General features: G+C 35.3%; 23 protein-coding genes and 2 pseudogenes. 5 read left to right on the top strand and 20 right to left on the bottom strand.

Annotated elements, in window-relative coordinates:
• Nucleotides 1–4: 4 nt before the first annotated feature.
• Genes pxpA through AC3WTA_RS23525 form a run of 4 tightly spaced genes read right to left on the bottom strand, consistent with a single transcriptional unit; the run spans nt 5 to nt 3,245 of the window.
• Nucleotides 5–766, bottom strand: coding sequence for a 5-oxoprolinase subunit PxpA (gene pxpA / locus AC3WTA_RS23540; RefSeq protein ID WP_000207347.1), 762 nt, complete (start codon nt 764–766; stop codon nt 5–7).
• 18 nt (nt 767–784) lie between these two features.
• The gene (locus AC3WTA_RS23535; RefSeq protein WP_000382206.1) at nt 785–1,774 is read right to left on the bottom strand and encodes a 5-oxoprolinase subunit C family protein; all 990 of its coding nucleotides are present in this window, start codon (nt 1,772–1,774) and stop codon (nt 785–787) included.
• Entirely contained in the window at nt 1,765–2,478 is a 714-nt protein-coding gene (gene pxpB, locus AC3WTA_RS23530) for a 5-oxoprolinase subunit PxpB (RefSeq protein ID WP_000672246.1), read from the bottom strand. Before pxpB ends, AC3WTA_RS23535 begins: the two co-directional genes overlap by 10 nt.
• A gap of 14 nt (nt 2,479–2,492) precedes the next feature.
• A complete protein-coding gene (locus tag AC3WTA_RS23525) occupies nt 2,493–3,245 on the bottom strand; it encodes an IclR family transcriptional regulator (protein WP_000026378.1) in 753 nt (250 codons plus the stop codon).
• Nucleotides 3,246–3,497: 252 nt separating this feature from the next.
• On the opposite strand from AC3WTA_RS23525, the pseudogene AC3WTA_RS23520 reads away from it, so the two are divergent.
• Nucleotides 3,498–3,911, top strand: a pseudogene (locus AC3WTA_RS23520) (hypothetical protein).
• 49 nt (nt 3,912–3,960) lie between these two features.
• Here the strand turns inward: AC3WTA_RS23520 and lepB are convergent.
• The 4 genes from lepB to AC3WTA_RS23500 all read right to left on the bottom strand — a co-directional run bounded on the left by lepB (nt 3,961) and on the right by AC3WTA_RS23500 (nt 7,501).
• Entirely contained in the window at nt 3,961–4,512 is a 552-nt protein-coding gene (gene lepB, locus AC3WTA_RS23515) for a signal peptidase I (protein WP_000662491.1), read from the bottom strand.
• A gap of 23 nt (nt 4,513–4,535) precedes the next feature.
• On the bottom strand, nt 4,536–5,213 hold the full coding sequence (locus AC3WTA_RS23510) for a copper homeostasis protein CutC (protein ID WP_078183334.1): 678 nt from the start codon (nt 5,211–5,213) through the stop codon (nt 4,536–4,538).
• A gap of 195 nt (nt 5,214–5,408) precedes the next feature.
• The gene (locus tag AC3WTA_RS23505; protein WP_098098134.1) at nt 5,409–6,554 is read right to left on the bottom strand and encodes a stage II sporulation protein P; all 1,146 of its coding nucleotides are present in this window, start codon (nt 6,552–6,554) and stop codon (nt 5,409–5,411) included.
• A 218-nt stretch (nt 6,555–6,772) separates the two neighbouring features.
• Nucleotides 6,773–7,501 carry an ArsR/SmtB family transcription factor gene (locus AC3WTA_RS23500; protein ID WP_001103793.1) on the bottom strand — a complete coding sequence of 243 codons (729 nt, stop codon included), beginning with the start codon at nt 7,499–7,501 and terminating at the stop codon, nt 6,773–6,775.
• A 69-nt stretch (nt 7,502–7,570) separates the two neighbouring features.
• Between AC3WTA_RS23500 and AC3WTA_RS23495 the strand changes: the two genes are divergently transcribed.
• Entirely contained in the window at nt 7,571–8,041 is a 471-nt protein-coding gene (locus tag AC3WTA_RS23495) for a DinB family protein (RefSeq protein ID WP_000991267.1), read from the top strand.
• 139 nt (nt 8,042–8,180) lie between these two features.
• On the top strand, nt 8,181–8,540 hold the full coding sequence (locus AC3WTA_RS23490) for a nuclear transport factor 2 family protein (RefSeq protein ID WP_000716630.1): 360 nt from the start codon (nt 8,181–8,183) through the stop codon (nt 8,538–8,540).
• A gap of 136 nt (nt 8,541–8,676) precedes the next feature.
• On the opposite strand, the gene AC3WTA_RS23485 is transcribed toward AC3WTA_RS23490, so the two are convergent.
• From AC3WTA_RS23485 to AC3WTA_RS23450, 8 genes are all read right to left on the bottom strand, one after another.
• Nucleotides 8,677–9,825 (bottom strand): acyl-CoA dehydrogenase family protein, encoded by a 1,149-nt coding sequence (locus tag AC3WTA_RS23485; protein ID WP_001218346.1) that lies wholly within the window; start codon nt 9,823–9,825, stop codon nt 8,677–8,679.
• A gap of 154 nt (nt 9,826–9,979) precedes the next feature.
• Nucleotides 9,980–10,612, bottom strand: a complete 633-nt coding sequence (locus AC3WTA_RS23480) for a YdcF family protein (RefSeq protein WP_492333043.1) — start codon at nt 10,610–10,612, stop codon at nt 9,980–9,982.
• A gap of 331 nt (nt 10,613–10,943) precedes the next feature.
• Nucleotides 10,944–11,531, bottom strand: coding sequence for a GNAT family N-acetyltransferase (locus AC3WTA_RS23475; RefSeq protein ID WP_098655023.1), 588 nt, complete (start codon nt 11,529–11,531; stop codon nt 10,944–10,946).
• 462 nt (nt 11,532–11,993) lie between these two features.
• The gene (locus tag AC3WTA_RS23470) at nt 11,994–13,322 is read right to left on the bottom strand and encodes a YjiH family protein (protein WP_492333042.1); all 1,329 of its coding nucleotides are present in this window, start codon (nt 13,320–13,322) and stop codon (nt 11,994–11,996) included.
• Between the two features lie 112 nt (nt 13,323–13,434).
• Nucleotides 13,435–14,313, bottom strand: a complete 879-nt coding sequence (locus tag AC3WTA_RS23465) for an aminoglycoside phosphotransferase family protein (protein WP_001071798.1) — start codon at nt 14,311–14,313, stop codon at nt 13,435–13,437.
• Nucleotides 14,294–14,830, bottom strand: a complete 537-nt coding sequence (locus AC3WTA_RS23460) for a GNAT family N-acetyltransferase (protein WP_000440848.1) — start codon at nt 14,828–14,830, stop codon at nt 14,294–14,296. Before AC3WTA_RS23460 ends, AC3WTA_RS23465 begins: the two co-directional genes overlap by 20 nt.
• A 166-nt stretch (nt 14,831–14,996) precedes the next feature.
• A complete protein-coding gene (locus AC3WTA_RS23455) occupies nt 14,997–15,431 on the bottom strand; it encodes a ferritin-like domain-containing protein (RefSeq protein WP_492333041.1) in 435 nt (144 codons plus the stop codon).
• 181 nt (nt 15,432–15,612) lie between these two features.
• A complete protein-coding gene (locus AC3WTA_RS23450) occupies nt 15,613–16,794 on the bottom strand; it encodes a YhgE/Pip domain-containing protein (protein WP_000475874.1) in 1,182 nt (393 codons plus the stop codon).
• 170 nt (nt 16,795–16,964) lie between these two features.
• Here AC3WTA_RS23450 and AC3WTA_RS23445 point away from each other — a divergent pair, with 170 nt between their 5' ends.
• Complete coding sequence (locus AC3WTA_RS23445) at nt 16,965–17,582, top strand: TetR/AcrR family transcriptional regulator (protein WP_001205679.1); 618 nt, start codon at nt 16,965–16,967, stop codon at nt 17,580–17,582.
• A 55-nt stretch (nt 17,583–17,637) separates the two neighbouring features.
• On the opposite strand, the gene ppsA is transcribed toward AC3WTA_RS23445, so the two are convergent.
• Nucleotides 17,638–20,244, bottom strand: a complete 2,607-nt coding sequence (gene ppsA / locus AC3WTA_RS23440; RefSeq protein ID WP_000094224.1) for a phosphoenolpyruvate synthase — start codon at nt 20,242–20,244, stop codon at nt 17,638–17,640.
• A 122-nt stretch (nt 20,245–20,366) separates the two neighbouring features.
• Nucleotides 20,367–20,651 (bottom strand): annotated as a pseudogene (locus AC3WTA_RS23435) (YolD-like family protein).
• A 188-nt stretch (nt 20,652–20,839) separates the two neighbouring features.
• Between AC3WTA_RS23435 and AC3WTA_RS23430 the strand changes: the two are divergent.
• Nucleotides 20,840–21,493 (top strand): CPBP family intramembrane glutamic endopeptidase, encoded by a 654-nt coding sequence (locus tag AC3WTA_RS23430; protein WP_000448284.1) that lies wholly within the window; start codon nt 20,840–20,842, stop codon nt 21,491–21,493.
• Nucleotides 21,494–21,956: 463 nt separating this feature from the next.
• Here AC3WTA_RS23430 and AC3WTA_RS23425 read toward each other — a convergent pair whose 3' ends face one another.
• Together AC3WTA_RS23425 and AC3WTA_RS23420 are read right to left on the bottom strand one after the other, a co-directional pair.
• Nucleotides 21,957–22,298, bottom strand: a complete 342-nt coding sequence (locus tag AC3WTA_RS23425; protein WP_001243173.1) for a YolD-like family protein — start codon at nt 22,296–22,298, stop codon at nt 21,957–21,959.
• Nucleotides 22,295–23,560 (bottom strand): Y-family DNA polymerase, encoded by a 1,266-nt coding sequence (locus AC3WTA_RS23420; RefSeq protein ID WP_000272617.1) that lies wholly within the window; start codon nt 23,558–23,560, stop codon nt 22,295–22,297. The genes AC3WTA_RS23425 and AC3WTA_RS23420 overlap by 4 nt, the downstream gene beginning before the upstream one ends.
• Nucleotides 23,561–23,746: the final 186 nt, after the last annotated feature.

Genomic DNA, 23,746 nt, shown 5'->3' with positions numbered 1-23,746 from the left:
TTTTTTATTTCGGTGCACAAACAGAAATACCATTAAGTTCGAATGTTCTGTATATTTTTTTCGCAAATTGCACTGCTTTCTCTCCATCACCATGTAAACAAATTGTTTTCGCGTGAACTGCTACGTTCTCTCCGTTCACCGCGTTTACGTAGCCTTCTTTCACCATTTGAAGCACTTGCTTTATCGCTTCGTCTTCTTTTTTTATTAGTGCATTTTCTTCCGTACGACTTGTTAATGTCCCATCTTGTTGATACGTACGATCTGCAAAAGCTTCTTGTACGAGAGTTATATTGTATTTTTCCGCAGCCTGTATAAACGCCTCGCTATTTGCTAATCCGTAAAGTAATAGATCGGGATTCATATAATAAATTGCCTTCGCGATTGCATCTGCAATTTCCGAATTAGTCGCCGCCATATTATATAGAGCACCGTGCGGCTTTACATGCTGCATTTTCCCGCCTGCCGCTTTCACAAATGCGTCTAATGCGCCAATTTGATACAATACATAATCATATACTTCACTCTCTGACACATTCATATTTCTTCTTCCAAATCCAATTAAATCCGGAAAACCAGGATGCGCACCTATTGCTACATTATGTTGCAGTGCTTTCTCGACCGTTTTTCTCATTACAGTCGGATCACCCGCATGAAAACCACAAGCAACGTTTATTGATGAAACGAACGGAAGAATTTCATCATCATTCCCCATTTTATAAGCTCCAAAACTTTCTCCTAAATCACAGTTTAAATCGATTGTCGTCACAATGTATTCCTCCTAATTTCAACTTCGTAAAGCGATGAATTTCTTTAATAGATTCATATTTACTTCTTGTTCTATGTACAATTGTTCCGCTTCTTCAAGCGTAGTTTTCTCAAATGAAACATAGTCCCCCGGTTTTAGCTGGGCAAGAAGAGGTAAATCTACTGAAATAATATTTCCCATTCTCGGATAGCCACCCGTCGTTTGCCTATCTGCCATTAATATAATCGGCTGTCCACCATTTGGCACTTGAATGGTCCCGAATGTAACAGGACTCGATAAATTCTCTTTTTCTTCCACCCTATTTAAAACTTCTCCCTCAACCCTATAGCCCATACGGTCAGCGTAATTAGATACTTTATACTCTTTCGTAAAAAATGCCTGTATACTTTCTTCTGTAAATTGATCATATTCAAAATCAGTTATGACACGAAGCTTAGGATATTTCTTATACTTTGGTAGTACGCTGCTGCTAATTGCCCATTTCGTTTTGTTTCGCTCATCGTTTTGTAAGTTTTGAATGCAATGACTGGCCATTTCTGTGTGCGTTCCAATTTGAAAATAATCTCCCTTTTTCAGCATTCTTCCTTCAATACCACCAATCGCAGCACGTATGTACGTACTTTTACTTCCCATCGTACGATCAATATGTATACCACCAGCAAAAGTCACATACGCTCTGCAGCCGCTTTTCACTTTTCCAAAGCAAAGCATGCTACCTTCTTCTGCTAAAATGGGACGCCATAATGGAATACGCTCTCCATTTAATAACGGTTCCATATCCGCTCCGCCAATCGCAAGTAAAGTCGTTTTCTTTATTAACAATTTAGGCCCCATGATCGTCATTTCGAGTCCTGCTTCATTCTCTTCATTTCCTACTAACCTATTGATCATCCGGAGTGCACTTTGATCCATAGCCCCGCCAACTGGTACACCGTACTGTTGATAATGAAATCGCCCTAAATCTTGGACTGTTGTAAACATTCCTGCATGCAAAACTTCTACATCCATTCTTTAGCCCCCTCAAGTGATACGTACTCTTCTTTTGTTATTGGGATAAATCGTAAATACATACCGCTTTGAATATAGGTTGGTGTTTCTTCTTCTGGATTAAATAATGAAATAGGAGTGCGGCCGATAATATTCCATCCTCCTGGTGTTTCAAGCGGATATATACCTGTTTGATTTCCGCCAATACCTACTGAACCAGCAGGTATTTGTAACCGTGGTGTTTCTTTTCTAGGTGTTTCTAGTTCTTTTGATAGTCCTCCTAAATACGGGAATCCTGGTGTAAAACCTAACATATACACAAAATATGTTGTTTCACTATGTATGCGAATGACATCTTCCGCTCGTAATCCTCTACACTGCGCGACTTCTTCTAAATCAGGTCCATATTCTCCACCGTAGCAAACTGGTATAGAAATATGTTTCACATCCTGATTCAATTCTTCTTTATACGAATTACACAGCTCTTTTATATATTGGCAAACGTATTGATATGGCCCTTCACTTCTCCCATTTCGCTTCCATACTTCGTATACATTGTAGTAGACCGCTAATGAAGTAAATGATGGCACACACTCAACCATTCCTGTAAACGGATGCCGTCTCAACGCTTGAAACAATCGTTGCACTTTTTCGTATGTATCCATCCCAATTTCTTCACCAAATGTAACAATAATTGCTTGATCCCCTAACGCAGAAAATTTCATCCCTCTCCCTCTTTCTATGCCAAAAAGCCGAGTTCTTTCGAAATGCGATGTGCGGTTTCCTTCACCTTCGCAATAAAATATGCAATGTTACTTTCGTTATACTCAATTGCTAATCCCGAAATACTAATCCCCGCTACAACCGTTCCATCACTTGCAAAAATGGGCGCTGCTATAGCGGCTGTATGATTTTCTAACTCAGAGTAGCTAATTGTGTGTCCTTCCTTTTTCGCCATTTGTAACACTTCTAGCAATTGTTCCTTATCCACAATTGTTCCATCCGCAAACTGTTTTAAATCCGTTTCCTCTATGTATTTCTGCTTCTCTTCCTCAGAGAAATACGATAGTAAAATTCTCGGACATGCACCCGCATAAAGTGGAGCTCTTCTACCAACCGCTGTATACACGCGTACAGGCTGAGCACCTTCCATCTTTTCAACATAAATTGCGTCATTACCATCTTGAATAATTAAATTAACTGCCTGCCCTAAACTATCTCTAAGCTCTTTCATATATGGAATCGCAATATTTCTTACGGATAATCTTTGTGAAACAAGTTGTCCGAAGCGTAAAAAAACGACTCCGAGATGATATTTCCCCTTCTCGTTTTTTTGTAAAAACTCCATTTCTTCTAACGAGCCAATTAAACGATAAACAGATGTTTTCGGCATACTCGTAAGCTGAACCATCTCTGTTAAACTTAGCTCTTCATGCTCATAAAACAACTCTAAAATATCCATTGTCTTAACTGCCGTTTTATTTATACTCATTCTATCTCCCTCTTGTTCCGAATTTCGGAACTTAAATTCCGTTTTTCGAAACAAACATATAATTTAAAATTATAAAATATTCTTTCAATTCTATCAATATTTTTTTCAATCTCATGAACCGATATATTTGTCAGTAGTTTAAAAAACGTAAATAATTAAATGTATTTGTAAATTTCCACATCAAATCATTACATTTCCAATATATTTAAATTATTATGATATATGTAAAACAACATATAAGGAGTGTTTCTTTTGAAAAAGCTGCTAGTAATTCCTGCTATTATGTTATCTTTTTGTATAGGTTATAATGAGACTTTTGCGACAAATGAAGATACTTATTCAACCGCTAAAGTTGCCCAAAATCATAAAATAGCGAACGAAGAAATTCATTATTTCGGATCAAGTATCTCTAGCTTTAACTATTCTCACGGGGATGACTTAAGCGTTCTTGTAAAAAATATAGGAGATTCTCCTTTTAGTTACACTTTATATAACGCTAAAGGTTCTTGGATGATTGACTGAACTTTAAAACCTGGGGAGCAAGCAATAAGTGAATTTAGTATAAATTGGAGTGATTGGCTTCCTGAAGGTGAATACAAGATAAAATTTAGAAATAATGACGGTTCTCTTTCAAAGGCTCAAGTTATAGCAAAACCAAACATATAAATAAGGCACAAAAAAAGTATGGAAGAATATTTCTTCCATACTTTTTGTTTTATAACGCTCTTACTTGTTTCAACGGCCAGAAAACAGCTTGTCCTTTTCCGACAATCTCATCTTCTGAAATGAATCCAAACATACGACCGTCTTTCGAAACTTCACGATTATCTCCTAAAACAAACACTTGGCCTTCTGGCACTTTCGTTTTTCCTGTGATTTGTTCTAACGTAAAGTCTGGAGTTAAAACACGGCCTGCTGCTTTTTCTTTAAACTCTTTTAAATATGGTTCTTTCATCGCTTTTCCGTTTACATATAAAACATCGTTTTTATACTCAACGGTATCGCCTGGTAAACCAATTACTCGTTTTACCAGATCGTACCCTTCTTTACCGTGGAAGACGATAATATCAAAGCGATCTAATCCACTTATACTATAACCGATCTTATTCACAAGAACTCGTTCGTTATTTTCTAAAGTGGGCATCATCGATTCACCTTGTACTAATGAGGGTGTAAATAAAACACCGCGAATAATAGCAATTAGGACAAGGGTAAATCCTATCGTTTTAGCCCATGAGAATAATTCTTTCTTCGTATTTTCCTTCATCGTTTCTCCTCTTTCTTATGTGCTTATTTTATTATTTGAACTAATTCTTGTACTAAATTAGGATCAATTTCAGAAAAACATGATTTCCCTTCTCTTACCGCTGTACCGACATGAGCTTGCGTGATTCCAGTTTCATCTAGCAATTGCTTTATATTTTCTTTCGTCACGCCAGCTCCAACTACAAGCTGAATTTGACCATCGCTTACCTTTTGCATTTCTGTAAGCACCGGTATATTCTCTACTATATTTCCATGTCCACCTGAAGTTAAAACGTGAGTCACTTTATGAAACTTCTTTAAAGTTTCCATCGCTTCTACTGGATTTTCTATATCATCTATTGCACGGTGGTACGTTACATTTATTCCATCTACAACATATAGTAAATCCGCTAATTTCTCTTCATCCACTTCATTTCGTTCGTTTAATACGCCTAATACAACACCAGCTGCACCTAACTTCTGCGCAATGACAATATCTTCCTTCATCATTTCAATTTCTTCTTCCGTATATGTAAAAGACTTCGCATGCGGACGAATCATAACGTGAATCGGTATATGTACTGCTTCTACCGCTTTTTTAATAAATGCATAACTCGGCGTTAAACCGCCTTCTGTATAAGATGTAATTAATTCAATTCGCTTCCCGCCAGCTCGTTCAATTCGTTTCACATCTTCTAAACATGTTGCAATAACCTCTAGCATGAGATGACCTCTTTTCGTGCTTTTTTCTTATTATAACATTAGTAAAAATAAGAAACCTAGCTTTCTCCTATAAAACTGTAAAAAGAAGAATGAAAAGAAAGATTTTTTTATTGATTGCCTTCATTGTTAATATTATATTCTACTAAAAAAGGAGTAATCCCTAGCACTTCTGACTAGGTATCACTCCTTTTTATTTTAGTTATTTTTCTTTGTTACCTCATTATAATAGTGGCTAAACGCTTCTACTAATGCGTCAACGGAAGCGTATAGTTCTTCTGGTGTATTATCTACCCCTCCCATTTCAATAAGTAATGCATTTGGAGAAAGGTCTTGATTATATACTCCGTTCCCGCTTTTACGATCTTTAATAAAAATCCCTCGGCTTAAACCGTAATACTTCTCATCTAAATATGAATTTATTGCCGTTACTATTGTTTTATTTTTTTCATAGTTAGGATTTTCTCGTCCTAAAATAAAATAGAGCCGTGCATAATTCTTTCCGTTAATATTTTTTGTTGTAATATTTTTTCGTGCATCATCTCTATGAAGGTCCATTGGGAACATAATATTTTTATCTTGTGCTAATTTATCTTGTAATATTTGACGGGATCCTTTGTAAGATTGGGCCCAATTTAAATTTTTATTGCGCAGAAAATCCCTCATATTTGTCGTATCATGTGAAACACCTATTCCTTTTTCTTCTAACTTTTGTTTTAAATAGTTTCCAACAAACGTAATATTCACTTCATTATTTGTACTGGAAGCATCATCGGGTATCGTAGCACCTGGAATAAGAGGAATAAACGCTTCCCAACTATGTGTATGATAAATAAAAACTTTATTTTCACCGTTATTTTGTGTATTTGAATTTTCACCCGTAGAATTGTTTTCTTTTTCATTCTTTGGGTGTTCAATAGCAGTACCTTTATCTTTAATGTTATCTAAAGGAATACTGGATTCTTCGGGAATGTTCGTATAATCTGTTCCTTCCCCAGCAATTAATATTTCCGAATAAAATTGATTCATATTAGGAAGTTCTCGAGTTAATAAACTTCGCAGATCATTTACATTAATATTTGTAGAAAGTGACAGTAAAAAAGATTCCAAAGACGCTCGTCCTTTTTCTTTATGAAATTCTTCTGCAAAATAACGATTTTCACTTCCTATCATATACATAAGTCCTTTAGTAGAATTCGTTCCTAATAACTGATTTATATAAAATGATTTAAATACGCTTGAATTACTAGAAATGAAGAATGAAGTGAGGATACATATAATAGTGAATAAAATACATATCACTATATACCTTAAATTTAATACTTTCAGTTTCACTTTATTCATTTTATATCTCCCTTCATTTACTATATTCTTACGCATAATTTTTAAGTAATATGATTACTAATTTAATAGAACAGCCTCAACTACTATGTTTTCATTTAACCTCTTTCCGTAAAGTGAATGAGCTTAAAGTTGCTGTACGCAAATATCATCAAAGGTTTTAAAAGAAATTAAATAACCTGAGTCTATATAAATATAGAACTCAGGTTATTTAATACTATCTATTTGACCGGAGGCATTGCATTTTGATTGACTTTTTTATTTTCCATGTCAATGTCTAATTGATCTTTCAATAGCTTCACACCTTTTTTTGTAAGATGGACAGCCCGACTCTTATCCGTTTTTGTAATCAATTCCTGTTCAAAAAATAGTTTTGCTATTGCAGATCCTAACCAACCAGAAATATGATAGCGTCGTTCACTCCAATCAAGACAAGGTTTTGCAAATACTCTCCTTTTTATCTCTGCCGTTTCAATATTTATTCCAAAATTCAGAAACCACTGCTTACCTTGTTCCGTTACAATGTATTCTCCTTTCTCTAAAATTATAAATTCCTTATCTAATAATTTTTCAGTTATATCTACACCGAGTTTGCCTGCAAGATGATCATAGCAAGTTCGAGCATAACGAACTTGTTTTAGTTGATCCGATTGTTTTAAAGAACGAACTTGGACTGTTGGTGCGATTGTTCCTAACTTTTCAAGAACTTCTGCTACCTCTTGATTAGCAAGTCGATAGTAACGATGTCTACCATGTTGTTCAACTGTAAGTAGATTCCCCTCTACTAATTTAGAAAGATGGGAACTAATCGTTGGATGTGACACTTTTGCCTTATAAGCCAATTCGCTAGCAGGTAGTGCCTGATTATTCATTAGACAATCTAAGATAATTGCTCTTGTAGGTTCAGCAATTAGTTTAGCTATATATGAGATATTCGGATATACATTCATATTTCGATGATACCCTAACTATTAAACTGATACAATTATTTTAAGTTTAATAGTAAAGGAGAATGTATTATGAATGCAATTGATCTTAGTATATTAAATTTGAAAGAAACGAGAAGGCGCTCAGAAAAATTATGGAATTCTCTTCCCGATAATTTTCTTAATTGGAAGCCTGATCATGAAGCTATGTCCTTTGGTGAGATGATTCGTCATGTATGGAGCTCAACTTTTTACTATCATATGATTTTAAAAAACAACGGCTCAATAAATGATATACATTTCCCGTATGATGACGAGCCAATTACTTGTGTAAAAAAGGAAATTGAATTGGCACAATCGTACTTTACTGACTTTATAGAATATGTTCAATCCATAAGCATAGCTGAGCTAGATTCAACCCTTATTGATCGAAGCGATGTTGGCTATCAAAGATATTTAGGCGACATGCTATTACGAATTGCCTATCATGATGCGGTCCATGCTGGTCAATTTTTACAATATTTACGAATTATAAACTTGGAAAGACCTTTAATTTGGGATTAAATATAACAAATGTTTACAAAGCTTTCAAACTGGCATTATAATAATACGCAACCAATTATCTAACTAGTCAAAATTCTTTCCGTTAGTTAAAAAGAGCAATTTAGTTGTTGTACGATAATTAATATATGGGGATGATCACGTGAAAAAGCACTCTGAATTAAAAAAGCATTTATGTGAACTGGAGGAAAAACTATTAGAACCTAAAACTCGTACAAATCCAGCAGAACTGGACAAATTACTTGCAGACGACTTTTTTGAGTTTGGAAGTTCGGGAAACGTTTGGTATAAGAAGGATTCTGTTGGTGGAGACGGACTTAGTGTGAGAGAAATGACTCTTTCTAATTTTGAAATATACCCTTTATCGAAGGATACTGTGTTGGCGACATATCTTGTAAGAGATGAAACTAGAATGCAGAATACTTTGCGAAGTTCCATTTGGAAACTGATAGATGGAAAATGGCAAATGTTTTTCCATCAAGGAACACTTACAAAATCATGATAACCATTTATACTAAAAATCTACATCTCAATTTGGTACGTCGTACACATAAAAAGCACGTGTTCGATTACTAATCAAACACGTGCTTTCAAAACAACTACATTGCCCATAAACAATAAAATGTAAGTTAAAAAAACTACGACCGAAACGCCGCATCCGCTAACATAGATAGTGTTGCATCATCCATCGGCGGATTGTGCAATCCTGCTCTGACGTTTAAATAGTAACGATGAAGCGGATTTTTTTCTGATAAACTTTTTGCCCCTACGATGCGCATTGCTTTATCTACAATAGATATTGCCGCATTTGTTACAGCATATTTCACTGCTGCTAATTCGGCTTGCAATGATAGTTTATCCTCTGCTTCATCGTACTTTTTCGCAATTTGATATAAAAAGACGCGAGCTTGCATAAGCTCAAGTTCTAATTCTCCAACTAATCTTCTAACATTCGGCAATAAACTAATAGAATGATTTAAACTATTTGGCTTGTATGATCCCGCAAACTGAACTGCATAATTTCTTGCTGCTTGTGCAATTCCTAAATAACATGCTGGTATATGTAGCAACCAGCCAATACCCTTTTGTTTCACTTTCCCGCCCTTTACATCTGTAAAAAAGCGGTTTTCTATCTCTACATTTTGTAAGACAAGGTCGTGACTAGCAGTCCCTCGCATAGCAACGCTATCCCACGTTTCTTCAATGGATACACCGAGCGTATTTCTCGGAATGACAAACTCTCCAACTTCTTCTCGGCCTTCCATACTCGCTGAAATAATAAAATAATCAAGTATTGGAGCCATCGTTGTAAAAGTTTTTCTTCCATTTATAATCCACTTCTCGCCTTGTTGAACCGCTATTGTTTCTGGTTTACCGCCACGCGTCGGACTCCCTGTTTTTGGTTCTGTTGCTGCTCGGTTAAAGAGTGCACCGTTACGCACTTCTTCGCAAAACCATTTGAACATCTCATCATTCCAAGAGTGATTTTCCGCTAGCTCTTTCACAATGCCAAGATGCCAGCCAATCGATAATGCAGTAGCTCCGCAGCCTTCCGCGATTTTCTCTTGAAATAAAACGAAGTCATATAAAGAAATCGCACTACCACCAAATTCCTTCGGTAACGTTAATTTCGTATATCCGATATCTTTCAAATCACTTATATTTTCATACGGAAATGATCCTAATTCACTTAGTTGATGCTCCCTTTCCATGAACTTTGGAAGCAATTTATTTATTTGTGCAATAATGAAAGATTGTTCTTCTGTTTCAACAAATGAGAGTGCCATACTATAATCTCCTTTATGCTCGATTCATCAACCGCTCACTTTTTCCTTATGATTATATGAAGCTACCTCTCTATTGTTTCACTATTCCGATAAAAATACAATGTTTTTGATTAATAAGAAAAGTTCCTATTTAAAGATAGGTTCTTTTCTTATATTAGTCTCCCTTCAATGCCTTTAACGGCAAAGAGGTTACATATCCAATATACGAGAATAATTCTTTAAAGAAGAATGGAATTTCTGTGTCTAACGTTTTATATGCTGATGTCGGCGTGGGTGAAGCATACGCTTCAATATTAATATGTTTTGCGATTCTCATTGCGCGTTTCATATGAAGTGGATCACTTACAATCGTGTATGTGCGTATTCCGTTCTCTATTCCAACTTCCTTCGCATTCTTTAAGTTTTCTTCTGTGAAAAGGGATTTTGTTTCAATTAAAATATCTTCCTCTTTTACACCTTGTTTCATTGCATATACTCTTGCAGTACGCGCTTCCTCAAGTTCTGCCTCGAACTTTGTACCACCTGTAAAAATAATCTTTTTAATATCTCCGTTCTTATATAAAGAAATCGCATGATTAATTCTTTCTTTAAATACAGGAGATGGTTTTCCGTTCCATGAAGCTGCTCCTAGTACGATACCAGCATCCGTTTTCACGCCATCATTTGTTTTAAAACGATAACTCCAAATATCGTAAGCTGCATAACTTACATATAAAATAGCAGAACAAATCATTAGTAAAAATACTTGAAAGATTCGTTTTTTCTTACTCTTCTTATTTTCTTTCATTTGTAATTGCCTCCGTACATCATCCATACTTCTATAAAAATACATTTATATCAAATCGTTTCGTTTGAGTTTATTTAAAAGAAGGAACTTTACTTGTTATTTATGTATAAAAGGGTTTTCATTTAAAATTGAGGATTATCAATTCATTTTTTATTTGCGGTTTTCATTACATGTTTTAAATTCATAAGTTTATTACCATACAACTACATTGTAACGAATTTTTTCTCAGAAGGGAACGATGAAACAAAAGGAATTAAAATAAAGTAGCATTTTGTAAGAAAAAAGGTATATTTTTCATACATCGCGAACAATATACCTTTCAAAACACGAATTATAACTTTTCTTTATACAATTCTAAATTTTCTAATAAACGTGCCTTCACAACCGGCCATTCGCTTGCGATAATACTATACACAACCGCATCTCTCACATGACCACTTGGCAATTTTCTTTCATTTCTAAGCAAACCCTCTTTTACTGCACCTAACCTTTCAATTGCTCGTTGTGCCTTTTCGTTTCTTGCATCCGTCTTAATTTGTACCCTCAGCATACGCAATTTTTCAAAAGCATACTGGAGAAGCATATACTTACACTCTGTATTGATACTCGTACGTTGCACACTTGGATGATACCACGTTTGTCCTAACTCGACTGTTTTATCTTCTACTGAAATATTATATAGACGTGTACTTCCTACAATCGTATTCGTCTGTTGATCCACTACAACGAAAGGTATTTGAGTACCCTTTCCATAACCCTGTATCGCTTTTTGAACGTATTGCTGCATATCTTGCACATTATCCATTTTAGAAATTAAATACGCCCAAATATCCCGATTTCCTTCTACAATCGAAAACAAAGTTTCGACATCATCACTATCTATTAACCGTAACTTTGCTCTTTCATGAGTTATTTCCATTTGAAAGCCCCCTTTGTTGTTACTATATCATATGAAATGAAAACGTTTTATAAGAATAATAGAATATTTTTAAAAGAATTCCTTTTCAAATATAATCTTCTCGTATAAGGTAGGAAGGATCATCAATAATATTTTAAAAAGAAAATTTTGATAATTTTCAATAAATTCTATATGATGATAAAAGGGAGGGGATAAAAATACTAGATCAAATTACTTGGGGAACGCCAGGCAGCTTATTATGCTTAGGTTTCTTTTTTGCAGGACTAGGAATCTTCTTAAGAAGCATTACGTCATATACGAAAGATAAATAAAAATATCCCCAGACGTGATAGTTGTATATTTTCACGTCTGGGGATATTTGATTTTCTTAGCTTGATAGTAATGTGGGAGTAGCCCGCTTTTAAACAAAAGAAGCCTTCTGTAAAAAAGCTTCTTTATTTATAGCTTTATCTGTTAAAAACTTTAAAGCAACAAATAAGCAATCGGCGTAATAATCAGTAACGTTAATATCGTTCTTTGTACATAGAGAATAATAAGTTCCGATACTTTTAACGGAATGTCTGTCGATAAAATACAAGGAATGGAAGCTGAGAAGAACAATATAGATGATACCGAAACAACCGCAATGACAAACTTTGTCACAAGTGGTGCACTTACAACTAAAAGAGAAGGTAAAAACATTTCTGCGATACCAACGGATGCGGCTTTAGCAGCTAGTTCTGCTTCTGGTAATTGTAATAGCCATGTAAATGGATAGAAAATATAACTGATCCAATCGAATATTGGCGTGAATTTCGCCAAGACGATACCAATTAATCCTACTGACATAATAGATGGTAAAATTCCCATCGTCATAATAAATCCATCTTTTAAATTTACTGCAATGTTTTTCATAATACTCGGTGCAGATTTCGATACTTCTAACGCATCTTCCCAAGCACGTTCTAACATTTTTTCTTTATAAACGGGCTCTGGGAACCCTTCTTTTGTTACATATGTATCTGGTTTTCTACTAAGTGGTGGGATTCTTACGGTGATAGCAGTTACGATGAATGTTACAACGAGAGTAGTCCAAAAATAAACATTCCATAAATGCATAATGTCTAATGTTTTTGCGATGATGATCATAAATGTTGCGGATACTGTAGAAAAACCTGTAGCGATGATCGCTGCTTCTTTTGTCGTATACTTTCCTTCTTTATACACGCGATTCGTAATTAATAAAGCGAGTGAATAACTCCCTACAAAGGATGCAACCGCATCGATTGCTGATCGTCCTGGTGTATTCCATAACGGTCTCATAATGGGACGGCAAAACGTACCGATAAATTCAAGTAATCCGTACCCGACTAATAACGCTAAAAAAGCCGAGCCAATTGGCACGAGTAAACTTACCGATATGACTAGTTTTTCATACAAAAACGGCCCTACATCTGGCGCAAAGAACCAAGCTGGCCCTACTTTCAAGCAATACAATACGCCAAAGACAACACCAACTACTTTTAAAATCGAAAAACAAATGTCTACGATAGATGCATTCCACTTTTTCGTATAAAACGGATAAATCGCACCTATTATCATAACGAGTAGTGCATAATAAGGTACGACGCTCGGAACAGAAGTCCTGATCCATGATACGATATGATCAATCATAATGGACGAAGCACCGTTTATCGTAACTGGTACGAAAAACATAAACACCCCAACTAGACTAGCGAGTATAAACCGGAGAATACCCCCCTTCTCACTCCCAGTCTTAATTACATTCCTTTTTAATTCAATTTCACTCAAAATTCGACACCTCCTATTATCTAAATATTCTGTATAATTATGTTGGATTCCTTCTTTCCATTTCTAATATTTCATCATATGAAAAAGCCTATTTTAAAATAGGCTTTTTCTACTATCTCTCATAATCATCCACAATCACTTGAATAACACGATACGATTCCTCTGCCACTATTTTATTACTAGTCTTATTTGCATCATATGTAATTAACGCTTTCCAAAGTGCCCATCCTCTTGCTCTATTCCACGTTTCTTCATCTATGCGCAATACGTCTTTAAATATGTTTCTGCTATTCTTATCAAAAAATGTCCATGCCATCGCTGCATCACAAGCCGGATCTCCTACTCCTAAAATACCAAAATCAATTACGGCGCAAAGCTTTCCGTCCTTAACGAGTAAATTTCCTGGTGCAACATCCCCATGAACCCAAACTGGCTTGCGCTCCCACGTTGATTTAAGTGCTAAATCCCAAAGATGCTTTAATACTGTTTCATCAAAAACGTCCTTATTATTTTCGATAGCACCTCTCGCCTCTTCGTCATATACAGATATAAGCCCACCTCGGTAAAAATTATGCGCTCCAGCGATCGGTCCGTTACTCGCATCAATGGATTGCAATTCTACTAAAAATGATCCTAAGTCCGTTGCAAATTCATTTAAATCACGAACATTTTGTTTCGTAACGGTTTCTCCCTCTATCCATTTATTAACAGACCATGGCCATGGATACGATTCAGATGGATTACCTTTCGCAACTGGTGTAGAAATCGGTAAAGAAAGCTCCTTACTTAATATAGGTAGCCACTTATTTTCTTTCTCTACTTGCGGTGCATATGCTGCATCACTTGGTAATCTGACACTCATCTCATCCCCTAGGTGAAACGTTCTATTATCATGCCCACTAAACTTTACAGGCTTCACGTCTAAATATGCCCATTCAGGAAACTGTTCCCCTATCAACCTTTTAACTAAATCAGTATGAATTTGATTCATTCACTTGCCCCCTTCTCTTTTGAAACTTACTAAGTCCATCTGTACTCCCAACATATTCAAAACCATTTTTCTTATAAAAGTCATTCAACGTACGATTATGCCCGACGCAGTCTAGCTTCAAGTACTCTTTATCATGTTGTACATTTTCGTATACCCACTGTAAAATCCCTTCTCCGATTCCATTCCCCTTATACTTCCGTTTTACCGCAAATCTATGAATATATAAAGAATCGAAAACTTTCTCTTTACCAAAAATACGCTCATCCCATTCACTTTGTTTAGGAGATACTGTAACTGTACCGATTATTTCATCTTCTTTCATAACCACATATGTATATTGCTCTCTTATACCTTCTAGTATTTCAGCCGTAGCTTCTCTGCCTAACAAATACTGCCACTGATCCACTTCTTTATGTTGTAACCACTGTGCTACTTCTTTTAATAGAGTGATGATGCTATCGCTTTCATTTTCAGTAGCAATTCGAATTGTATATTCTTTAACTGTATTTCTCTCCATATTTCTGTTCTCCTTTCATATGCTTACTTCTCTCTTTATTAATTTTCGTTTTATACATTATATACCAAGATTAACCACTACACCTTCAAAGATATCTATTTTACAACTTGTATTCCATCAAAAAAACCGCCCACTACTAGTGAAACGGTTTTAATTCCTTAAGCATTCACTTCGACTTCACAAAATAATATAAAAACCACACCGCATGATTTTGTTCATCTGCAGCTATTCTGCGTAACAACTCTTTCATATGTGCATCCGATGTTTCATCTGCAATTTCTAAGTAAAAATCTACAGTCTTTTGTTCATCTTGTATAGCGAATTCTAATCCTTGTAAGTACGTATTCGGGCATTCTTCCATGATTTGTGGTTTAGGCTGCTGACCAGTTAAATTTGTATAGATTTGTACAAAATGATGAAAATGCTTTATTTCATCGTTACGAATTTCAAGAATTTGATTTCGTTCCGCCGCATTTGGATCCATGTTCGCTAATTTCGCATAGCAATTTATAGCACTAAACTCTCCATTAATTGCTTTCTCAATATCACGAATCAACTTATCATTTTGCCTATACGAATCATAATAATTCGAATTATACATCGTATCCCCTCCATTATTTCGCATAATATTTTATGCAATTTGAAATAGCAGGAGCATGTATATAAAATGATACCGCATCTTCTATTCCCTATAAAATATAGAAAAACCTGTCCTACTTGATTTCCCTATAAGTTTATAAAAATTAAACAACGCTTCACTCCTAGTGAAACGTTGTTTGATTTTACGCATTTACTTCCGTTTTATGTTCCTTCACTACACTACGTTTGAAAGCAGTCGCTAAAATAATCATCATACTTACCACACCAATCCAAACGAGCACAGTAAGGGGTGTACTCCAGCTTAACCCTTTTCCAAAGAAGAATATTTCTCTAAGTCCTTCAATCATAAATCGCATTGGCAACCATGCGTACACCCAGTCTTGATAAAATGTTGACAACATTTCCGGTGCTAACGATAATAACGGTGCCCCAAAGAAAAGTAAGAGTGCGAATACACCAATTCCTTTTAGTCCAACTAGTGAAAGTACTGCTGATATCATTAAGAAGAAGCTAAAGGACGTAATAGATAAAAACAGTGCCGTATCCGTGAAATTCGAAATATTTAAACCTACCATACCATCCGCGATCCATGTGAGGCCAAATCCAATTACAAGTGCCGCGACAGCTCCTGTTATTATTTGTTTTAGTTTTAATACGAAGTTTTCTTTTCTTGTACCTACTGGCATTTTACTTATCGCAATAAAGATAATTGCTGAGCTCGCTAAACTTGCAATCCATAACGGCTGGAATAAAGACATTGGCGAGTTACCGTTCGCACTATTTTTGCCGACTTCATTCACATTTGTCACTTTCTTTGCAATCGGTGTGACTACATTTGAAACTTGATCTGCTGTTAACGTAGTTCCTTTTGCTTTCAATCCTTCTAATAGTTGTGTACGAACAGTATTGTTCATATTATCAACGATCGTATTTAACATTTGTCCTGCCATCGTTGATGCCGCTGTATTCATTCCTTGATTTATGAATATTTCTACCTCTGGCGAAGATGGCTGTGGTGTTCGTAATGATGCTTGTTTTGTGCTAAAGTCTTTCGGAATAACTAATGCTGCGTAATACTCTTGATTATTTAAGCCTTTTTGAACTGCTTCTTTATTTTTCACTTCTACCCACTTCACCGCAGGTTCTTCCTCTGATTTTGATGTCTTTTTCATATTATCAACAATCGTTTGCCCCATATTCATCTTCGGTTGATTCGGAATTCCTACTCCTTGATCCTCATTTACAATTGCGATTGGCAAATTTTTCGGCTGAGGTTGAACGGTTGGAAATAACGTTAATGAAAAAATAAAAACTACAAGTAGTGCAATAACCGGTGATAATAATAAAAGTTTATTTTTAAACATTTTCTTTTCTCCTCCTATAATTTGATTTATAATAACCAACAACGTGTTGTTTATTTATATTTGAATTATATGTTCGAGTTGAACCTTATACAATAATCAAAAATCGTGAATGTGTCGGTTATAAGACACATCCTTGAAATGTGTTGGCTAAAATGAAGGAGGGACATACTTTGCGTGATAGTAATTTAGATTTACGCGTTATTCGTACGAAAACTGCGATACGAAATGCATTGGTCGAATTAATTGAAGAAAAAGGTTTTGACGCCATTACAGTGAAAGATATTACAACGAAAGCAAACATGAATCGCGGTACTTTCTATGCGCATTATCAAGATAAATTTGATTTAATGACGAAATGCCAAGAAGAAATTATGTATGAGTTTTCTAGCATTGCAAAACAGAGATTGCCTGAAGTTATTGCTGATCTTGGGTCAAATCCTTCCCCAACAATGCCGTTTATGCTTATTACTTCTATTCTTGAATTTCTAAATGAAAATAGTGATTTTATGAAAGCTGTACTTAGCCCAAAAGGAGATTTATCTTTCCAAACAAAACTGAAAGACTTTATGTGGAAAACATTATTTGAAGATACGAATGGTGCTCTCATTAATAAGGAGAATTTACTCGTCCCAAGCCAATACTTAACTTCTTATATGGCATCTGCTCATATAGGTGTTATTCAGCAATGGTTAAATAACGGGCAAAAAGAAACACCTGAGGAAATTGCTCGCATTTTATCAACAATCGCCGTTCATGGGCCTTTTTATGCGGCTGGCTTGAAGAAATAAGTCCGCTATATAACAAAAGATCATCCACTATAATAGCGGATGATCTTTTGTTTCATTACAACACTTCAATATACCCTTCTGTTCCATGTACCCGAATTCGTTGCCCATCTTTTATTAATTTCGTAGCATTCTCTACCCCAACAACTGCTGGTAATCCATATTCACGTGCAATTACTGCTCCGTGAGTCATAAGTCCGCCAACTTCGGTAACTAACCCTTTTATAGAAACAAATAACGGTGTCCAGCCAGGGTCAGTAAAAGCAGTAACTAATATATCTCCCTCTTCTAAATTCGCTTCTTCCATGTTTAAAATAACGCGAGCTCTCCCCTCTATAACTCCTGAAGAAACAGGCAGACCTACAATCGCGTCAACTGGAAGATTTTCTCGTTTATACTTACCTGTAATAATTTCTCCATCAGACGTCATAACGCGGGGAGGCGTTAGTTTTTCATATAATTTGTACTCATTTTTTTGTTGATGAATAAGCTCGTAATCTAGTTTATTTGTGCGGACGACTTCGTGAAGTTCTTCAAAAGTTAGGTAGTATATATCATCGACTTCATGAATGACCCCGCTCTGCACAAGTTGCTCAGCTTCTTTCAATAATGCCTGCTTATATATGAAATAACGATTAATCATGCCGTATTTTGGATATTCACGATAACCGATACAATTACGGATGTTGCGAATCATTCGCTTCGTTTCTTCTACTTTTTGTTTACCTTCCGGCAAATGCTGCAATCGATCTACTAACTCCTCTTCTTTTTTCAAAGCTTCCTGTAGTCCTTCTTCAAACTTCCGTTTACTAGCGCCAGCTTCAAAGTCTCTTATATTATTTAAAATCATTGGGACAATGGTTGTTGGCTTTTCACTCCAGCGCGTTTTCGTAATGTCGATTTCTCCGCTGCATCTCATTCCGTATTTATTTAGAAAAGCAGAGATGGCATCTCGAGCTTTTTCTCCGCCTTTAAATTGAACTAATTCATCTAAAAAGTTATCATTTTCTACATGTTGTAAATACGCAATAATTTTTGGGTACGGACGAATTACATCTGCAACGTCTAGTAATACTAGCCCCATTTCAGACGTAATATTATTTTGTACCGATTGAGAAAGCGCGTCTGCTGCATTCTTTTCGCCTAGCCATTGCTCCATCTTTTCATTGATCCATGTTGAAGCATCCATACCTGCCATAATGACAGCCATACTTTGCGGATCAAATAATATTTTCTTTAATTGCTGAATATCTTCCAAAATAAAATCAAGTACATCCACCCCTGATTTCATTTGCATGTTTCGTTTTAACTCTTCGATTGATGATTGATTCTTCTTTATTAAATCCGTAACGATTGCTGGATTGTTTTCGATTTGTGGCTGCGAACTTGCAGGTGGACCACTTTTACCAACGCTCTTCTCTTTTTCATCCTCTGGTAACAATGTAATACAATCATCTCGCTCGACTACAGTCGTCAATGCATCTTTAATAAGCGGTTCCGAATTCCCTATCATATTTAATAAAAGTTCTCTACTAGTAGGCGAAGCCAATCTTTGTGCAACATCAACAAACAACCTTCCTCCAGCTTGAAACCTCTGTCCAAAAGATGTTAACTGGAATAAAGACATTCCTAATGGCTTCAAAGGATCAGTCATCATTTGCTGGTGACCAACCGATACATACACATGATTTTCCTCATCATTTACTTCTGGTATTGGATATAAAGTCGTGATTGGGCGACTTTGGACAATATAAAATGTATCATCTACTAAACACCATTCAATATCTTGCGGACAACCAAAATAAGCTTCAATTTGTCTTCCGATACTTGCTAGTTGTAAAATTTGTTGTTCAGACAAAGTTTGAAGCTTTTGCTGAGCTGGATCAATCTGTTTCGTCTCCGTTCCGCCCTCTTTTAATGCATAAATAGCTACTTTTTTAGTCGCTATTATCGTTTCAGTAATTTCGCCTTCTTTTACTTTATAATTATCAGCAGAAACCAGTCCTGATACTAATGCCTCACCAAGTCCAAAACTGGCATCAATTGATACTACCTTTCGGTTAGAAGTAACCGGATCAGCAGTAAATAAAATTCCCGAAGCCTCAGGGAAAACCATTTTTTGAACGACAACACATATAGAAACTTGATTATGTTCAAATTCATTTTGCATGCGGTACATAACTGCTCGCTCTGTAAATAAAGAAGCCCAGCACTTTCTTACATGCTGCAAAACCGCTTCTTCTCCAATAATATTTAAATACGTATCTTGTTGACCAGCAAACGAGGCATACGGTAAATCTTCAGCCGTAGCACTAGAACGCACGGCATACGCATGTTCATTTCCAAAACGTGAGAGATAATGAGCTACCGCTTCCACTACATCAGAAGGGATTTCTACTGCCATAATGACTTCTCTGATCTTCTTACTAATTTCACCAATTTGAGCGCGCTCTTCCATTTTTAACTTTGTTAGTTGCTGCAACAAAGTATGAAGCTCTTCATTTTGCTCGATAGCCTTTTCATACCCTACCGTTGTAATACAAAATCCTTCTGGCACTTGTATCCCTTGAATGTTAGATAACTTCCCTAAATTCAAACCTTTTCCACCAACGAGTGAAAGCTGCGTTTTTCCTATTTCCTGAAAATCGAGAACGAAAGAACTCATGTAACATCTCTCCTTACTTTGCATGTGTACTTGATTGTAGCAGGAGTCAATACGAATAAACAGTCTATTTCGAACTTGATTTACATGATATAATTAAGTTAGGAAGAGATATTCCTCCCCCTCTAATTCACTTCAACTACATCACAAAACTTAAACATTCTTTGATTATGAAAAGCATCCGTGTACAAGTAATCGACTCATTTAATGGATTTATATCAACTACAGTTATGTAATTTTTATATAAGTAGCCACCACTATACTATGTATTGTAAAACCTTCTCCTCACCTAAATACAAAATTAACAGCTTATTTTCAATCATTTCTTTTGCATCTTGCGTTAAGATTGGACGCGGGACTTTCGTTTGCTCATGTATCATTTCTTTAATACAGGCGAACTGCTCTGGCATACTAGCAACGATAAAAAAGTAGGCATGCTAAATAAGCCTATTAAGTTTGTTTAAAAAATCGCTTTACTGCATTTATACAACGCTATTATACAAAAGTTATGGCACCCTTCTGAATTACCATTAATTAGGGATAATATATGTTATTATATATTTGTAATTAATGAAATAATAAGAAAGAAGGGGTTGTTGTGGAAACAAAGATTATAGAAACAAAAAAGAAAATTGATTCAAAATCTCTTTTGGCTTTAGGATTATTAATTATTTCAGGAATTGTATATCAATGTATTGCACTTATAGTAGGTAATATACCTGAATTATTAGAAATGATTCTTGAAGCTTCATGGAATCTTGTATTATGTGGAATTATAGGATACTATTTTTTAGGGAAAATATCTTTAGAGCAATTCAAACATTTTAAATTTAAAACATTACTCTGGGGTTTACCTTTAACAATCATAGTGGGCATGGGTTCAGGCACACTATATAACTATATTTTTGAACCTCCAACTACAAATTCTGTTGCTCAAGTAATAAGCGTTTCGATGATTTTGACCCGTGTACCATTCATGTTAATGGGTGAAGAATTGCTATGTACTAACATAATCATCGCATTACAAAAATTAGGATTAAAATTTGGTACAGCATCAATAATATGTAGCGTTCTGTTTGCCTTGTGGCATATTCCTGCTTATGGTTTCGTGCCAATGCAATTATTGATAACTATAGTCCCTGTTAGGTTATTACTGAATTATATATGGAAAAATTCAAAGAGTGTTTGGGTAAGTTGGATTTGCCACCTTGCTTTCGACATTATTGGATTTTTACCAATGCTTTTTAAATAAAAAATTACATTGTACTTATAAGTAACAAACAATAACATAAAAACAAAAAGAACCTTAGGGTTCTTTTTTACTTAACAGAAAATATTACTTAGAATATAGATGAAATACCCATTCATTTCAGGGACAGATACATGAGAAATATATATATTTTTACACCTATAAAAGGATTCTTCAATGTTTGACACAAACTATATTGACTTCGAAAATTTTCAAATAGGCATTCAAAATATGAATTCGTATTTTGAATGCCTATTTAGTAGTGATCATTCTTATTTTTTAGGTTCTTTAAGTTTTAATATATTAGTCGGAAGTACGTGTTTTATAACTTGAAAACCCATGGTACTTACACTTTATATTATGAACTTCTTTTGTAACTTTGGGTTTTGCATAAAAATAGAAATAACACTTGAAGTAAATGAGCATTTCTTTGTAAATAGTACAAAAATACATCAGCTAAAAAGTTCTAATCAATTTCAATTACATCACCAAACTTAAAAATCTTCTTATTACAAAAAGCATCCGTGCAAGTAATCAACCCATTCAAGGGATTTATATCAACTACAGTTATGTAATTTTTATATAAGTATCCACCTCTATAATATGTAAGTAAAATCTCTTCCTCACCTAAATATGAGATTAACAGCTTGTTTTCAATCATTTCTTTTGCATCTTGCGTTAAGATGGGACGCGTGACTTTTGTTTGCCCCTGTATCATTTCTTTAATACAGGCGAACTGCTCTGGCATACTAGCAAACGGTTGCCACTTTACCATTCCTCTTCCTTTTGGCATATTAGCATTTCTCACGATTTGTGCCCTCCTAATAATGTGTTTCTATATCTTGCTGTTGCGACGCTTGTGTAAGAAATCCCACGTAAAATACTGTTCTTACCAAATCGTGTTCGAATTTCGTCCATAACCTTCGTTAATCTCATTTCTTTTTCTCTTTGTATAATGTTATCGAAAAGCGAAATTTGCTCTTCTCCTTCCCGTATTAAATTTGTTAAGGAAAGACTTATCGACCGAATCGGCTCTCCTGTATGCCGTTCGTATAAAAAATATATACAAACGTTGTAAATGTCCATCGTTAAATTTGTTGCTCTGTTTAACGTATGTGCTTTTTTTATTCCTCCCCCATATTCCCTACTATATCCAACTGAAAAATGAATCGTTTGCGCGTATTTCTTTTCTCTTCTCAATCTGTAACAAACTTCTTCTACATGCTCTAACAAAATAACGATGAATTCTTCTATTGAATAATCACGAAATAATATTTGGCTTTTCGCTATAGACTTTGTTGCTGGAACATATTTCTCTGCTATTCTGCTAAAATCAATCCCGTTACTATGTAAATGTAATTCTTCTCCTATTACACCAAATGATTGCTTTAAATACTTCAACGGGTACTGCGCTAAATCCCCAATCGTATGTATACCTTTTCGATTCAATTTCATTTCCGTTTTATACGATATACCCCAAAATTTACTGAGCGGTCTAATACTCCATAACTTCTCGGGTATATCGTCATATGTCCACTGCGCTATTCCATCTCTATTCTTTTTCGCTTCTACATCCATCGCTACTTTACTCAATAATAAATTTGGCCCAATACCAATCGTACTTTCGATCCGTGTACGTTCATATATTTCTCGCTTGAACTTTAATGCAAACTCACACGGATTACTCGCAAACAAATGAATACTTGCAGTCATATCCATGAAAAACTCATCGATACTATATTGATGAAAATCTTCCGGTGCAACATACTGTAAAGCTAAACCGGTTATGTAAGTTGAACATTTCATATACGTATGCATAATTGGATTCACAATAATAATATCTGGCCGCTTCGGTATTTCGTACAACCGTGCCATTTTCTTAATTCCTAATGCTTTTAGTGGCGGTGTTGCTGCTAATACGATTGATCCACTGCGGTTTATATCTCCTACTACAGCTAATTTTGTATATCGTGGATCAAGTCCTTTTTTTATACATGATACGCTTGCATAAAAGCTACGAAGATCTACACAAAGAATAATACGATTCGGTAAAAGAGAATAATCATACAAGGTTATCACCCTCCAATGAAAGAACGTTTGTTCTCATTATACACGAACTTATGTTCTTTTTGAAGGTATTTTTATGAAAATTTTGGTTAAAATAACCGCTATATCTGTGCGCTATCAATTAAGGCAAGAAAAACTATGTATACAAAACCGCTAGAATTCCAAATAACTCATAAGCATAAAACTACC

It is taken from the genome of Bacillus sp. EB106-07-01-XG149, from assembly GCF_058791555.1.
Note: the sequence above shows the minus strand (reverse complement) of the source record. Positions and strands in the feature narration are given on the sequence as shown.